The 14,204-nt window shown below is 55.5% G+C and carries 21 protein-coding genes and 1 pseudogene; 17 read left to right on the forward strand and 5 right to left on the reverse strand.

Translation table 11 applies throughout. From position 1 onward, the window contains the following. Positions 1 to 262: 262 nt before the first annotated feature. From QCD60_RS00005 to QCD60_RS00045, 9 genes are all read left to right on the forward strand, one after another. Positions 263 to 508, forward strand: coding sequence for a hypothetical protein (locus tag QCD60_RS00005; RefSeq protein WP_279781142.1), 246 nt, complete (start codon positions 263 to 265; stop codon positions 506 to 508). Between the two features lie 216 nt (positions 509 to 724). Next, positions 725 to 997: a hypothetical protein gene (locus QCD60_RS00010; RefSeq protein WP_279781144.1), complete on the forward strand. Its 273-nt coding sequence runs from the start codon at positions 725 to 727 to the stop codon at positions 995 to 997. Positions 998 to 1,119: 122 nt separating this feature from the next. Continuing rightward, on the forward strand, positions 1,120 to 1,695 hold the full coding sequence (locus QCD60_RS00015) for a hypothetical protein (RefSeq protein WP_279781146.1): 576 nt from the start codon (positions 1,120 to 1,122) through the stop codon (positions 1,693 to 1,695). 209 nt (positions 1,696 to 1,904) lie between these two features. After that, positions 1,905 to 2,339, forward strand: a complete 435-nt coding sequence (locus QCD60_RS00020) for a hypothetical protein (protein WP_279781148.1) — start codon at positions 1,905 to 1,907, stop codon at positions 2,337 to 2,339. A 34-nt stretch (positions 2,340 to 2,373) separates the two neighbouring features. Then, a complete protein-coding gene (locus tag QCD60_RS00025; RefSeq protein ID WP_279781150.1) occupies positions 2,374 to 2,721 on the forward strand; it encodes a hypothetical protein in 348 nt (115 codons plus the stop codon). A 64-nt stretch (positions 2,722 to 2,785) separates the two neighbouring features. Further along, positions 2,786 to 3,457 (forward strand): ProQ/FINO family protein, encoded by a 672-nt coding sequence (locus QCD60_RS00030; RefSeq protein WP_279781152.1) that lies wholly within the window; start codon positions 2,786 to 2,788, stop codon positions 3,455 to 3,457. 66 nt (positions 3,458 to 3,523) lie between these two features. Next, the gene (locus tag QCD60_RS00035) at positions 3,524 to 3,988 is read left to right on the forward strand and encodes a hypothetical protein (RefSeq protein WP_279781154.1); all 465 of its coding nucleotides are present in this window, start codon (positions 3,524 to 3,526) and stop codon (positions 3,986 to 3,988) included. An 85-nt stretch (positions 3,989 to 4,073) separates the two neighbouring features. Then, the gene (locus tag QCD60_RS00040) at positions 4,074 to 4,340 is read left to right on the forward strand and encodes a transcriptional regulator (RefSeq protein ID WP_279781157.1); all 267 of its coding nucleotides are present in this window, start codon (positions 4,074 to 4,076) and stop codon (positions 4,338 to 4,340) included. Continuing rightward, positions 4,337 to 4,735 carry a type II toxin-antitoxin system VapC family toxin gene (locus QCD60_RS00045; RefSeq protein WP_279781158.1) on the forward strand — a complete coding sequence of 133 codons (399 nt, stop codon included), beginning with the start codon at positions 4,337 to 4,339 and terminating at the stop codon, positions 4,733 to 4,735. Before QCD60_RS00040 ends, QCD60_RS00045 begins: the two co-directional genes overlap by 4 nt. Positions 4,736 to 4,862: 127 nt before the next feature. On the opposite strand, the gene QCD60_RS00050 is transcribed toward QCD60_RS00045, so the two are convergent. Both QCD60_RS00050 and QCD60_RS00055 read right to left on the reverse strand, forming a co-directional pair. Beyond that, a complete protein-coding gene (locus QCD60_RS00050) occupies positions 4,863 to 5,162 on the reverse strand; it encodes a type II toxin-antitoxin system RelE/ParE family toxin (protein WP_279781160.1) in 300 nt (99 codons plus the stop codon). Continuing rightward, a complete protein-coding gene (locus QCD60_RS00055) occupies positions 5,159 to 5,407 on the reverse strand; it encodes a type II toxin-antitoxin system ParD family antitoxin (protein ID WP_279781162.1) in 249 nt (82 codons plus the stop codon). Before QCD60_RS00055 ends, QCD60_RS00050 begins: the two co-directional genes overlap by 4 nt. Positions 5,408 to 5,577: 170 nt before the next feature. On the opposite strand from QCD60_RS00055, the gene QCD60_RS00060 reads away from it, so the two are divergent. The 5 genes from QCD60_RS00060 (at position 5,578) to QCD60_RS00080 (ending at position 10,369) form a co-directional block, all read left to right on the forward strand. Continuing rightward, a complete protein-coding gene (locus QCD60_RS00060) occupies positions 5,578 to 6,039 on the forward strand; it encodes a TIGR03757 family integrating conjugative element protein (RefSeq protein ID WP_279781164.1) in 462 nt (153 codons plus the stop codon). Between the two features lie 83 nt (positions 6,040 to 6,122). Continuing rightward, positions 6,123 to 7,025 carry a TIGR03756 family integrating conjugative element protein gene (locus tag QCD60_RS00065; protein WP_279787855.1) on the forward strand — a complete coding sequence of 301 codons (903 nt, stop codon included), beginning with the start codon at positions 6,123 to 6,125 and terminating at the stop codon, positions 7,023 to 7,025. Positions 7,026 to 7,065: 40 nt separating this feature from the next. Further along, the gene (locus QCD60_RS00070; protein ID WP_279781166.1) at positions 7,066 to 8,445 is read left to right on the forward strand and encodes an integrating conjugative element protein; all 1,380 of its coding nucleotides are present in this window, start codon (positions 7,066 to 7,068) and stop codon (positions 8,443 to 8,445) included. A 5-nt stretch (positions 8,446 to 8,450) separates the two neighbouring features. Further along, complete coding sequence (locus tag QCD60_RS00075) at positions 8,451 to 8,822, forward strand: hypothetical protein (RefSeq protein WP_279781168.1); 372 nt, start codon at positions 8,451 to 8,453, stop codon at positions 8,820 to 8,822. After that, the gene (locus QCD60_RS00080) at positions 8,819 to 10,369 is read left to right on the forward strand and encodes a conjugal transfer protein TraG N-terminal domain-containing protein (protein ID WP_279781170.1); all 1,551 of its coding nucleotides are present in this window, start codon (positions 8,819 to 8,821) and stop codon (positions 10,367 to 10,369) included. The genes QCD60_RS00075 and QCD60_RS00080 overlap by 4 nt, the downstream gene beginning before the upstream one ends. 91 nt (positions 10,370 to 10,460) lie before the next feature. On the opposite strand, the gene QCD60_RS00085 is transcribed toward QCD60_RS00080, so the two are convergent. Beyond that, a complete protein-coding gene (locus QCD60_RS00085) occupies positions 10,461 to 10,724 on the reverse strand; it encodes a hypothetical protein (protein WP_279781172.1) in 264 nt (87 codons plus the stop codon). Between QCD60_RS00085 and QCD60_RS00090 the strand changes: the two genes are divergently transcribed. Then, a complete protein-coding gene (locus QCD60_RS00090) occupies positions 10,723 to 11,289 on the forward strand; it encodes a hypothetical protein (RefSeq protein WP_279781174.1) in 567 nt (188 codons plus the stop codon). The genes QCD60_RS00085 and QCD60_RS00090 overlap by 2 nt on opposite strands. Positions 11,290 to 11,666: 377 nt before the next feature. Here the strand turns inward: QCD60_RS00090 and QCD60_RS00095 are convergent, their stop codons facing one another. After that, positions 11,667 to 12,284: a recombinase family protein gene (locus QCD60_RS00095; RefSeq protein ID WP_279781177.1), complete on the reverse strand. Its 618-nt coding sequence runs from the start codon at positions 12,282 to 12,284 to the stop codon at positions 11,667 to 11,669. A 393-nt stretch (positions 12,285 to 12,677) separates the two neighbouring features. Continuing rightward, positions 12,678 to 13,609, reverse strand: a pseudogene (locus tag QCD60_RS00100) (IS5 family transposase). Between the two features lie 107 nt (positions 13,610 to 13,716). On the opposite strand from QCD60_RS00100, the gene QCD60_RS00105 reads away from it, so the two are divergent. Further along, positions 13,717 to 13,914 (forward strand): conjugal transfer protein TrbL, encoded by a 198-nt coding sequence (locus QCD60_RS00105; RefSeq protein WP_279787856.1) that lies wholly within the window; start codon positions 13,717 to 13,719, stop codon positions 13,912 to 13,914. A gap of 20 nt (positions 13,915 to 13,934) precedes the next feature. Further along, positions 13,935 to 14,189, forward strand: coding sequence for a hypothetical protein (locus QCD60_RS00110; protein ID WP_279781179.1), 255 nt, complete (start codon positions 13,935 to 13,937; stop codon positions 14,187 to 14,189). Positions 14,190 to 14,204 lie beyond the last annotated feature (15 nt).

Below are 14,204 nucleotides of genomic sequence, written 5' to 3' on the forward strand. Positions count from 1 at the left end.
GCCGAGTGGCCATAGGCGCCCGAAGAAGTGTTTGGTGCTGATCCGCTGTACAAGGCTGGCTGAATCAGTGGCAGGCCAGCCTGGCTGTGCAGTTCGTGATAGTAGAAGGGCTGAGGCAGTTTTTGTGTGTGGAAATGACTGGAAGCGGTTCTGAGAGGCTGAAGCAGTCAGTCGATGGTTGAGTCGAGGCAGAAGGTGCGGGCCAGGCGACTCAGGTATTGCCTGTTGCGGTGGGCGTAGCACTCGGGCGCCGGATGGCGATATGGCGCGGTGCCTCTATGCCGATCCATACCTGCTGCTGCGACTCGGTGTCTTTGACATCGTAGACAAGCAGGATGATCTGGTGGCCATCGGGTTTGGTGAGGACGATGCGCTCACCGCGATTCCGGTTAAGGATCAGGTGGCCATGCCATTGGGCTTTGAGCAGGGTCTGCTGAAAGTACGGGCGCTGCTTGATGGCGATCAGGTAGCGGATAAGGCCGAAGGCCATCCGGCAGTAGGGGCATGAAAAGCGTGGGACATCGGTTCCATCCTGGAGTCAGTAGATTGCCAGCCTGCCACCTGCTGTTTCGCCTGTTTCCAGTAGTGGCAGGCTGCTTGGGTATTGTTGAAAGGTTGCCCTGCCCTGTCAATGCGGTGGAGGGCATGTTGAAACGGTCTGGAATGAATCCGGGCCATGAACCGAATAAGGAGAGAACTGTGAACAAGCGCCCCGGTGACCGGTGTGGTGGTGCCGTTGTTTGGTGAGCGCACGTCGCCACCTGCTGCTGGTGGCGGTCAATTCCATCAACAGGCCAGTGCCGGATTATCGCATGAGTATCCTTGTTCGGTACTTGATGTGGCAGCGGGTGTGGTGCATGTCACCGTGCTGGCCACGTCGGAAACAGTGGCGCTTGAGGAGGCCTATCAGGCGGCCAAGCGACGTGGCTGCCGCAACATTATCGATATGGCCATAGGGCACATGACCGAGCAGGAAATGGCCAACCGGCCTCAGTAACTCGGTCTCAGTACAGCGTCAGTAGTAAGGTACAGGGGATGTCAGTGGCAAGCACTGACAGCGACAGTCGGCTGTGGCAGGTCAACTGGTGTATTCAATGACAATCAATAAGGAGTGGCAGCGTGGGGATAACCGCCAGGGTAAAGGCAGGTGTGGGTGTGATGGTATTGGCATCGGTGGGGTTGTTAGCCGGCTGCGATCTGTATACCAAGGACGGCAGCTGCGTTACTTGTTCAATCAAGGATCCGTTTGGGATTGTGTCCGTCAGCTCAGGGACCACCACGGATAACAGTGGTCCGCGCAGCATCGGCCTGGGCGCCCCGAACAACGCTCCCTATTCCGAAGGGCGCCATGTCGTGAGTATGGCCGTGAATCAGGATGTGGATCTGGTGTTTATTCGGATGAAACGGGAGTTTGGTTTTCAGTCCCCGGAAGAGCTGAGAGCTGCCCGTGGCGACCTGGCTTCCCGCATGAGAATGCAGGACGCTGGATGGCGTTATGAGGCCACACCGGGTGTGACCTATCACATGCGCAGTGATGCGACCGTGAGCGGTCAGGATATTGTGCTGGATATGGTGATCGACAAGCTGGGCTCAGGCAAAGCGGCCCTGACCATGACGTATCGTAATCCTGCCGGTGCCAATGTCAGTCAGCTGGAGTCGGCACTGAAAGCCCGTGTCAAAAAGGCGCTGGGCTAAGTGTAAAGGCCTGGATCCCTGATCGGCCTATCTGATCTCACTGCCAGGTTGATCCTGGCAGTGTTGTTTTGGGCACGCAAACGGTAAGGCGGCTGTCCCTTGTGCCAGTTCAATGACGCCACTGGGGTGGTATCTATATCGATTCAGGCGCATTGTGTTCAATGATCACTTTCTGGCCATAACAAAAAACAATCGAGAAGGAGTTCGCTATGCCATCGGCTATTGCTCAACCACTATCCGTGTCCCTCGATATGGATGACCTGACGACTGATGCCGCTGAACCCAACCCCACCGATGTCGTCATGGACCTGTACCGTGAGTGTGAGGGAGCACTGTCGGTGCTGAGAGACCGTGCACTGACGCTCCAGCGTATCTATGACGGTGAAATGCTACTGAGTGATGAGGTGATGCAGAGCGCGCGGGAGGCCTGCATGGTCATTCGACAGATGGAGGCCAAGGCCCGACGCAAGGCGGTGGCCATCGCCGGTCAGGTGCGGGAGGGGGCCTGTGAAGATGATAAGCGCTGGATGGCATACCAGATGGCGGTGCTGAAGGAGGCCAACCAGCTGACCACCGAGGTACAAAAACAGATGAAAGAGATTCTGTACTGGGCCGAGCCGGTACTGATCGATTCCCAACCGTGATCCTGGATCACCCGTTACAAGGACGTCCCCCGTTATGCAGCACGATATGAAGCGCGCCAGTCTGTTCGTCATGGTACCGATGATGTTACTGGCATGGATCAGTGCAGACAGTTATGTCGATTACCGTCGGGGTCAGGAGGTGGCCGAGTTCTACGGCGAAGGCCACTACAGCCTGCTGATAGCACCGATTCCGGTAGGCAATATGATGGGGGTGAAGGTCGTCCCGGATCTGGAGGGGCGCTGTGAGCCCCATCCTCCGGTGGATATGATCCCCTTCAAGCAGGAAGGGGATTCAGTGACCGTGCTCTGTGGACAGTGGCCACACTCACACCAGCTGCAGCTGGGATATGTGCCGAAGGAGTTGATCCTGCATGGTCTGTAGAGGGGACGGCCTTTTACGGTAAGCTGTGCCCTGGACGAACCCTGACACGAAACCGATGGACCTCATGATGACTACCCCGCCTTCCCGCCCGAAGTTGAGTCTGAAGCGTAAAGTGGCTGCAGACACGGTGGAGGCTCCCTCCACACCCGCTGTGGCCATACCGAGTACAAATGAACAGCCCCCTGTCAGTACGCCTTTAGCCAGTCCACCCGCAGCGGCGCCGGTGACACCTCCTCCTGCCAGTCAGCCCAAAAAACCGAAAACCTATGCTCAGGCCAGCCTGGAGATCGTGCGTACACACTTCCCCGACTGCCTGCCGGAGCCAGCTCAACCCTTGGGGATCGGTGTGGGTGAGCAGATCCGGACCATCGTGGTGACTGAGGCGATGGGGGTGTCACTGAAACGGGTGCGGGCTGCGCTCAAGGCCTACACCAGCCGCCGGCACTATCTGATCGCGGTCTGGAAAGGAGCACGTCGTATCGGGCTGGACGGTCAGCCGCTGGAGGGAGCTGCTGGCGACATCTCCGAGGAAGCGCGGCAACTGGCTGCAGCCAGGCTGGTGATCCATTTCGGCTACGATGTCACCACGCGACGCGCCATTGCGCCTGACCAGCTGCCCGGGCGCGTAGCCACAGCGGAAGCCACACTGAAGCACATCAAAGGCGGTGAGGACAACGGGGAGCCGGACGAGGGTGATCAGGCCACGGCACCTGTTGCTGTCACGGAAACCGAATAACGCTTTAGCACACTTAATAGCCGTTATCGGCGGCGGAGTGTGCACACCATGATACGGATGATCAGAATGAAAGCAGGACGCATGATCAGGCAGGCCTACTGGGCAGGTCTGCGCGGTATTGGTTGGATGGGGCTGGGGATCGTGCTGGCCGCCACCTTGGGGCTCAATGTACAGGTCGGTGGTTATCTGCTGCTGTTTGGCCTGCTTAACCTGGTAGCGATCCTTGCAGGCATCGTGCTGAAAGACCGCTGGCAGGACTATCAGGCAGCGCGCCATGCTCCCCGTTCGGTGTATCCCTCCTCTGATGCCGGCTATGGGCATCCTCAGCAACTCCATATCAATATGGCCAGCAGTGATGGTCTGCGTGTATGGCAGGTCTACCCTTCTGTACCGCTGATGAAGCCTCACCTGAATATCTTACGTGATGCCGGATGCCTGCTGACGGACAGTGAGGGGCGCATGGTGGACCACTGTATTGAACTGCAGAATACGGCCAGTCAGCGCCGGCAGCAGTTTCGTGTGGTGAGCTGAGTTGAACGATAGCCCGTATTGGTCATAGTAGATGGTAAGGCAGATATGCCTTACCATGTATCTATACCACTTGGAGGGTCATCCCATGGCTACGCTGACAATTACCGCCAAAGGCCAGGTCACTTTTAATAAAGAAGTGCTCCGCCATTTAGGGCTCAAGCCCGGTGACAAAGTTGAGCTGGAGCTGCTCTCTGAAGGGCGGGCCAATATCAAAGCCCTTCCCCCCAAAAATACGTTTGAATCTCTACAAGGCTTTCTCAAAGGCAAAACCAATGGACGCGTTCTCTCTGTAGAAGAAATGAATGACGTCATCAGAGAGGCTTCTGCCGAAGCAGGGGCCACGCCTGCATGAACATTACCGCTGACACCAATGTTCTGGTGCGTCTTTTGACAGAGGATGATCTACATCAGTCAAGGGTGGCCATACAGACACTTAACCAGGCCAGTTCTGTGGTGATTAGCCTGCACTCATTGTGTGAGCTCGTTTGGGTTCTGGGCAGAGGCTATCAGGTTGCGCGCACCGATATTGCGTCAGTCATCCGTCAATTGATGAATACCGCAAACGTCGTGGTCAATAAATCAGCTGTCGAAGCAGGTCTTCAGCTTTTTGACGCAGGGGGAGATTTTGCCGATGGCATCATTGCTTATGATGGGCGGCTTCAAGGTGGTAATACTTTTGTTTCCTTTGACAAGAAAGCAGTCAATCTGCTGAAGCAACTGGGTCATACCACTCAGCGACTTAAATAATACCTTCTTGCTCCTCCCCTCCTTAAAAACACAAAGCCGGGACATCTGACGATGATCCCGGCTTTGCGCTGCTCTCCTGATAAGCAGAGCTCCACTATAGTGAGGCGATGCGCAAGGTTCCACCCTGTCAGTTGAAATGCCGATCATAGTCCATGGCCTGGTGCAGAACACGCACAATAGCAACACCGTATGGGGTCGATTTATAGAAAACGATATGCGATCCCGTATGGTAAGCCTTGAGCCCCGGACGAATGTAATCACGGTTGCGTCCCAAGGCAGGGTTACTGGCAATGACCATCAATCCCTGATGGAGTGTTCTGATATACGCTTCGGCCTGTTGTGCCCCCCATTCCTGCTGGGTGTACTGATAGATGCGAGTCAGATCCTCTTCGGCCTTGGGATATACCTTGAATGTCTTATCCGTCATGGCGATGGCTTTCTCATCTTCTGCAGAAAAGTGTCAACGTCCCATGGCATCGGACTCCCACTGGCTTCACCTTCATCAATAAGGCGCCGCAATTGTTCCAGGTTAGAGGCTGCCGTTTGCTCCTGCAGTAGTCGTAATCCTGCTCTGACCACTTCGCTCTGGGTGTTATAGCTGCCTGTCTGGATCAGCGAGTCAATAAACTCGCCGAGCTCCGGGCTGGGTTGGAAAGTAATAGTGCGAGACATCACGCCGCCTCCTGTAAGAAATATACTTACAATAGGTGGGTGTACGGGGACTGTCCACCACCTGGCGCAGCCTGAGCTAACCCTCTGACACCCAGCAAGAGTTAACTGCGGATTTTTTACCTTTTCTTCTCGAAGCTGTCGGCTGAGTTTCAGTCTTCAAGGGGTCAGGTATGTTTCCCATCCATCTTCGCAAAACAGCAGCATGGGCCGGTGGTGTGCTGGCCATCGTCAGTGCAGCGGTTTGGGCCGCTGCGCCCTCACCATCTGCTCCCCCCTCCATTGAGGTTTTCACCGTCCATGCACAGCCCGTCACGGTGCCGCCGACACTCATGGCACAGACTCGCGTGGCTTATCTGGACGAACCCGCGCGGCTGGAACAGTCGTTTTCCGCGAACCTGCCGCAGCCCCCTGAACAGGCCGCTGCAGTGGTGCAGCAGCGATTAGCAGGCCCTGCCGGCCAGCAATTCCAGCAGCAGCTGCAGGCAGCGTATGCCGGTGTCGTGCGCGCCCATGAACTGAAGGTGCTGAAAGTGCCTGCCGTGGTGGTGGGTGGGCGTTATGTCGTCTATGGCCAGACCGATGTGGCTGCCGCAGTAGCTCAGATCCAGCAGCGCACCGGGGGTGGCCAATGACGGTGCCCGATACCTTGCCCGTGGTGGCCTCTTCCCCCCGCGCCATCCCGGTACCGCTGTCATGGAAAAAGCGGCTGCGCAGCATGGCGATGTCGTTCTGCCTAGTGACCACACCGACTTTTGCCATTACCACTGCCACCATCACCCAGTCAGCCATGGCGCCGGATTGTGTGGAGTACCGGGTAGTCGGTGTCTGTTACTGGCTGTTCTGCACCTGGTGGGGCTGCACAGTGCGGACCTCAGTTAAGGTTAGGCACTACGTGCCGGATCTGGTGGTCTCGGCGTACAACAACCCAGGGGATAACCCCTGGTCTGAGATGTCGTTTGTTGGTGTCCCGCTCCCAGGAGCGGAAGGTGGTGGGGATACCCATGGCCGGCATGCCAATGAACACAGCAAGGTGCGCTTCAAGAGTGCAGATGCCATCGGTCATCCGGGCGGCTATATCGCCTCTAATCTGGCCTCTCAGTCAGGCTATGCCTGTTCAACCAGTGCCACTCCTGTTTACCCCTACTTCGTCTCCACCCTGGATACCCTGGCCTGGCGTTGGGGTGTGCCTGAGTCTGTTTACCCTGAAGCGCTGATCCCCGGACAGCGTGAAGTCGGCCAGACGGGCGATATGTGGGGCAGCGTCTATCCGCGTGCCGGCGCATTGATCCAGACCCACGATTACAAAGCAGGGGCTGTCGTGGCCCAGCGCGTAGGCGATCTGGTCACCCGCTCCGGGCAGATGCACGTCTATACCCCGCTGACGGCCTCCAGTCGCGATGGCTACTGGCCACCCGGCCCGATCACCGAAGGGGATAAGAAAACCCACAAGTGGCAGCAGCTGTCTCCTAAGCTGGAGTACACCTGCGCGATTTTCCCATCTGACACCTACTCCGACCGACTGAGTGAGAACGGCGGCTATGTCTGGTCGCTGTGGCGCCCCTATAGCTGCTGTCAGCGGCGAGGGCAAACCTTCCTGGGTTACACGGATTTCATGTGAGGGAGCAGCAATGAACGTAAGGATAAAGAGGGCTGGTGCAGTGAAGGCAGTAAAAACCGTGACCCTGGCCGTCGGCCTGACGGGTGCAGTGATGGGCAGTGGTTTGGCTGGTGCAGACACCGACTACGGGTTTGATGTGCATGACAAAGTGCTCAATGACTCGGTGTATTACGCCATTGGCGGCGGCAATGTGATTGCAGGCCCAGCAAGCCGGAAGACGCCCAACTCCATTGGCTTGGGGGTCGGCTGGAATGCCAACCTCATGTGCGGCAATTTTGATCTCGGAGCAACGGTACAGAACCAATTGAACGGCGTTACTAACGGCTTCAAGTCGTTGATGAGTAACGTGATTAATGCCGCGACTGGCGCCGTGGCTTCACTGCCGGCCATGATCATTCAGCGCAGCAATCCACAGCTCTATGACCTGCTGCAGAATGGCGTACTGCAAGGCAAACTGTCCTTCGACTCTGCCAAGCTCACCTGCGAGAGCATGGCCTCCGATATGACCGATGTGGTCATGGGGTCTCGATTGGCCCAGCAAGCCAAGGCCGATGCCTACCAGCGGGCAGCAGCCTCCACAACCGATGCCGTACAGGCCAAGGAGCAGGCCGAGAGTAAAGGCGGCGATGAGGGCATTCAGTGGGTAGGCGGTGCCCGTAAAGGTGGTAAGGGCCAGGATCCCATTAAAGTCATCCGTGATACGGCAGTGGCCGGTGCCAACGTATTGACCAACCGTACCGTCACCGACACGGGCACCTTCTCCCATGCGACAGGGAGTGAATCCTGTGCCGGTGGCTCGATGTGTCAGGTCTGGAGCTCTCCTGCCGAACTGGCTGACGACATGGTGAAGGTGCTGGGTGAGAAAACCCTGACCACCTGCACCACCTGCGAACAAGTGGCGGGTAAAGCCGGTACGGGGCTGATTCCGATGGTCGCCGAGGCCCAGGACTCCATTGCCACCACCCTGGCAGGCCTCGCCAGTGGCTCGCTCAAGGTGACCAATGACAACCTGGCCAAAGTGTCCGGGGGCGAACTGTTGCAGGTCTCACGCTCCATCATCGACAGCTTACGGGATGACCCTGAACGCTCCCTGCTGGTACAGCGGTTGTCCGGTGAGTTGGCACTGTCGCGGGTACTGGACAAAGCCATCCTGATGCGCCGTGCCCTCGTCGCCGGTGCCAGTATTCCTGAAGTGCAGAACTCCGATGAGCTACAAACCGCTGTAGATAGCAGCCTGGATCAGCTGGACCGGGAAATCGGCTCCCTCAAACAGGAAATGGAGATCCGCAAAATGCTGGCCGAGAACACCGCACTCACCTCACTGACCCGTACTGCTGACCGTCGTACCAGCAATGAAGGTACCAATGCACGTCCCTTACCTAATACCGCACCCGGTCTGTACCCGAAGGATGAGGAATGATGGATATGAAACTCTGGCATAACCCTCAGATGTTGCAGCTGGCTCAGCGTGGACTGACATTGACCAGGAAGCTGCTGATCGCAGTGGCCATCCTGGTAGCGTGCATTGCCACCCTGCTGGTACTGGCTCGCTTTAGCATGAACCACACCGAACAACTGGAGCACTTTAGTCAGTGGTGGAGCCGGCTCAGCCCCTGGCTGTATCTGTGGCGTATACCGCTGTATGGGGGCTTCTACTGGATGTGGCGTACCAGCCATCACTACATGGCAGAGCGTCATGGCGCGGCCAAGGTGCGCCGTTTTGGCTGGCGTGCCGTCAGCATAATCGCCGCCGTTGAAGTGATCCGCCTGATTCAGATCGTAGGAGGTGCGGCATGATCATGGCCGTGGACTCGCACCTGGAATACTCCATGGTGCTGCTGGGCTGGTATATCAGCGAAAAAATATGGGCCGTGCTCTCTGACTCCGGGGTGTTTGCGATCCCGTTGATGTTTATGGTCTACAGCAACTTTGCAGAAATGCGTCGTCAGGGTGCCGATGAGGGTAACAAGGGCGCACTGGGGCTGAACAACCTTGAGATCGATCTGTATCAGGCGCTCATCGTGATCCTGATTGCACTGCAGCCCTTCATTAACGTTAATCTCAAGGTCGTCTATCCCCCTAACGCAGACAACCTGCATTCGGCACAATGCTCCATGAGTGATCAGGGCAAACCTGCAGGCGGTGAAAATGCCTGGACGACAGGCTTTGCCAGCGTCAACGGTATGACGCCTCAAGTGCCTTTCTGGTGGTGGAGCTGGCATGTCGTGGCCAAGATGATCACCTACCCCGCGATTGCCTCGATCCCCTGTGAGATCAACCTCCGGCAAGTGAAGTACGAACTGAATCAGGAATATATCTCTGGAGGCCTGGCTGCAGAACTGGGTGACTTTGCGCGGGACTGCTTTGCCGTATCCAAGTCACGCCTGACAAACCTGAAGCGTGCGGACTATTACAAGTTCAACGAAGAGCAGCTGCGTGACGTGGACTGGGTTGGCTCGAACTACTTTCTGACTACGCCGGGCTACTACGACACCCATCATGCCAGTCTGCCTAACCCCAACTTTCCGTATGATGCGGCAAGGGACGTGGCCCTGCCCAATACCGGGGCCGGTGGCTATCCCACCTGTAAACAGTGGTGGAGTGATAGCAAAGTCGGTCTGGCCGCGCGCGCGAAAGCGGAGCTGACAGACGATCTGCTGGAACAGCTCTTCGCGATCGGTGTCTCCGATGAAGACTTGCTGCGTACCCTGATGTCCTCCACCACGATGGAGCGGCCAGGGCGTGCCTTCAGAAGCTATGGCTATTCTGAGTCGGAAGGGGGAAGCGTTGTAGGGGCGCCCGTCGCAGCCCTGAAAACCGCCACGGCAGCGGTGGGTATGGGTGTTGCGACTGCCACCGTCATGCCTGCTATGTATCTGGTGCAAACGTCATTGCCCATGGTACAGAGCATGCTGATGATGGCCCTGATCATCTCGATGCCCATCGTCATGGTCATGGGTAGCTATAGCTTTGCCACGCTGATGTCGATCACCCTCGCCTACTGCGCGCTGGTCTTTATGACCTTCTGGTGGGAGCTGGCCCGGTTCGTGGACAACAAACTGGTGGAGATCCTCTACAGCAGCCCCAGTGACGGTTCCCTGTTGGGTTACCTGGCTGATGACTTTGACAACTGGGTCAGTGACTTTGTGACGGTCACCATGTTTCTGGTATGGCCAGCGTTCTTCCTGGCTGCGATGGGTTGGGCTGGATATAAGATGGCATTGATTTCTGATGGTATGGGATCAGGAACTAAGTCGGCAGGGGATGCGGGAAAAGGGGCTGCTCAGTTCTTCCAGCAGATAACTGGAAAAGGAAAATCGAAGGGAGACAAGGGGCAGGCATAAGCAGTTACGAACTACGAACTACGAACTACGAACTACGAACTACGAACTACTATCAGGATGGTACTACTTGGCAGTGCCATTCTGCGTGGTTCTAGTCGATTTTCTGGCTACCACTGTAGTACCCATCACCCTCTGGACCATGACGATAGCCTGTTCTGTGCAGGCTATCATCGCTTTCCTCACTACTGGTGCCCACGGCCATAAATTGAACAAACCCCGCCGTGAGTACCCCCACAGTAATCGCAAACACCCTATAGATCAGTAGCATCAATTGTTTGGCCAGCAGTATCTGGAAACGCCGATCTTTTAGACGTTGCAGAAAGCCGGCCTTGGTGGCTGAGGTGTGGGCGGGCATGGGACTCTCCTTGTACGCCTGTGGTGGGGGTAAGTTGAATACAAAATGTACGGGATGTAAAGTTTCGGCCTTTGCTGATTCCTTTCTTGGGTTTTCGGGGGCTGTATTGAACAACTTTGCAACATTAGTTGATGCTCTGATCACGTCAGAGATGCATGAAGCTCCGCAGCATGAGAAGTTACTGCTTGTATGTGATACTCCTGAATACCTGCTCACTCATGCAGGTTTTCCTGCCTTACCTGTGGCAGTCAAAAGCAGCATTATAAGCAAGATATGCTTTGATCATGGTATCCCCACACGTATGATCCAGCAGCTTCCAACCATTATACAAAACGCTCCAATGGCCCTATTCAAACCTGCCAAGCAGACATTGATCGATAGCGTTGTCGTTGTGACTTTTGAGATAAAAAGCGGCGCTCCTGTCATCATCCCTATCAGGCAAAACCAGCAGGTTGGTCGTAATCAGTATTACAACTTAGTCACGTCAATGTATGGCAAAGAGGGTCCTGATCCAGTCCAGAAATGGGAAGCAGAAGGTCTTCTGATTTGGAAGAGCCAACCATAGGCACACAGGGCAGCTTTATCTTTGAGTGCTTTGACCAAATTTGACCACAAAACAAAACAACGATATATTGTTTGTGTGAAGGTCACTCACACCACGCAATTAGAGCGGAAATGTCATACCTTCCAAGTTTTGAAAAAAGCCCACATAATTGTGGGCTTTTTTCATTATTAGGCTACAGAGTGTGTTTGAGCCTCCCCGCTCTTTAAATCCAGATGAGGCCCGCGTAGCACCCCCCATGGTCAGCCTGTAAAGGGCAAGTAGTGGGAAGGTTAGGCAGCGGCTAGCCCTTCAACATTTGATGTTGTCGTAGTACTTGGAGCTTATAGCTCCACCTTTTTTCATTTATGGGTAGTACACCCTATGTCGTTCAAGCGCTCTCAAGCTCCACCTGATAGATCTTGCCCCATGTTGTGATACTCCAACTGCTTTGCCCTGATCCGCATGATCGACTGCCGGGTAGTCCCAAAATTTCGTGCCACCTGAGCGACAGACACTCCTGCCGCTAAGCGGTCAATGACTTTGACCTGATCTTCGTCACTCAATGCCGGTGGGCGCCCTAGCCTCTTCCCTTCGGCACGCGCTCTTGCCAGACCTGCCTGAGTGCGCTCTATCAGCAAATCTCGCTCAAACTCCGCGACCGCATTCATCACCATCATCGTCATCCGGCCTGCAGGGCTGGTCAGATCCGCACCTCCCAATGCCAGGCAATGAACATGGATACCATCTTCTGCCAGAAGTTCTATGGTGGCCCGAACATCCATGGCATTGCGACCCAGCCTATCCAGCTTGGTCACGATCAATATATCTCCGGGCTCCAGGCGATCCAGCAGTCTGGCAAACTGCGGACGCTCAAGCGCTGCTACACTGCCGCTGATGTGCTCTGTTACGATCCGCCGTTGATTTACAGCAAAGCCCGCCGCAACAACTTCTTGTATCTGGTTATCAGTATGTTGGTCAGCAGTGCTGACACGGGCATAGACGAAAATGCGGGACATACGTGCACCTACATGTACGAAATCAGTGTTCGTATCATACGGCGTGTACAAAATAGGGAAAGGCTAATTTTAGGACAGGGTGTTTGAGAGGGGTCCGAAAACGATCCTTTTTATACACTTATCTTGCTCGCGAGCTAGAGCTGTATTACATCGAGCTATAAATTCTGATTCTGATATTGGAGAGCGCTCTCACCAAACGGTGCCGAAGAAAAATGAAATGACATGCTCAAGAAAGTGAAAGCTCACGCCTAACCATGAATAGCCTCGAAAGAGACGATATGCCTTCTAATTGGATAGCTCGAAATCGACAACCATGATAAAGGTTTCTTTCATCAGCAGGGCTTTGTTGCATAAATAGATGTCAGCATATAAGACCCCTTACCCCAGATGATCTTATGGTATGCGCACCGTCATCGGTGTCCCGAGCCGCGTAAAGCGATTCAATATTGCCGCCCGCACCTGAAGCTCGGCGACCTGCCGGTCAAAGTCCCTTGCCATCACGCGTTCACCCAGTCGCTTGAAACAGTGCATTTTGGTTTCCACCAGACTACGCCGATGATAACCGCTCCACTTCTTCCAGAGCGTCCGGCCCAGCCGGCGGGTACCCCGCAGAATCTCATTCCTGGCAGAAGCCCCCGGGCGATTTTCCTTCCACGGCTTCGCATTCTGGCGGGTGGGTATCACCGCCTCTGCCTCTCGCCGGGCTATCGCCTCATGACAGCCTCGCGTGTCGTAGGCACCATCTCCGCTGACAGACGCTATCTTCTCCTCCACTGGTATCTGACTCAGCAACCCGGGCAGCATCGGCGCGTCCCCCACCGCATTGTCGGTCACTTCAATAGCCCGGATTTCCAGCGTGTGCGCATCGATGCCCAGATGCACCTTGCGCCATTGGCGGCGGTAGTCCGCACCGTGCTTTTTGGTTTTCCATTCCCCTTCGCCCAGCATCTTGATACCGGTGCTGTCGATCAACAGATGCAGTCCGGTCGTGGCTGGGTGGCAAGGAATCACGACCTGCAGCGACTTCTGGCGCCGACAAACGGTGCTGTAGTCGGGGGTTGGCCAATCCAGCCCTGCCAGTTTAAGCAGGCTTTGTACCATGCCCACCGCCTGGCGCAGGGCCAGGTGTAGAGGCATTTAATGGTCAGGCAGAACTGAATGGCGGCATCGCTGAAGGTGGGCGTACGTCCTCGCTTCCCGCACGCAGAACCGTACCAGTTCATGTCACGGTCGAGCCAGATCATCAGCGATCCACGCGCTTTGAGCGCGGCGTTGTAGGACTTCCAATTGATGGTCTTGTACTGAGGTGAGGCCGGTTTATTCATGCCGTCATTCTACAGCATGGGACTCAACATGATTTGTGCAACAAAGCCTTGACGAGGCTTCCCCTGCATTTGACAACGATAGCTTAGGCGGTGGCGGCACTGGCTGGATGAATCAAACCGGCGGCTTTGATGGTCTATCCATTGAGGACCAGGAAGAAGCCCGTCAAGCACACGCAGAATGGCAAGAGCGCGACCCGGAAAATCACACCTTCGACGTTGAGGACTACGTTTCGTATGCCCAAGAACGCCAGCAGGAGCGCAACGAAGAGGTTGCCAGTTTTGTTAAAAAAGGTCGCATGGCCTAACTAAGTAAGGATTACTGATTATGGAGTTTAACTTTCCACCTCAAAACCTTGCAGAGGTATTTGGTTTCTTCGCAGTGATGTTCATTGTGATAGTGGCCTCCTATTTTTTGGGCCAGTGGCTGCACAAAACCGGGCACGGCCCGAAGATGAAAGCCATTGCCGACAAAATGGAGGTATTCCAAAACAAGCTGGCCGGGCGTGCTTATAAGGACATGACGAGATCGGTCGAGCGAATCGACAAAATGAGGTATTGGCCGTTTGGCCGACGCAAGTAGTTAGAAAGCACACGG

The sequence above is a fragment of the Pokkaliibacter sp. MBI-7 genome (assembly GCF_029846635.1).
GTDB lineage: Bacteria > Pseudomonadota > Gammaproteobacteria > Pseudomonadales > Balneatricaceae > Pokkaliibacter.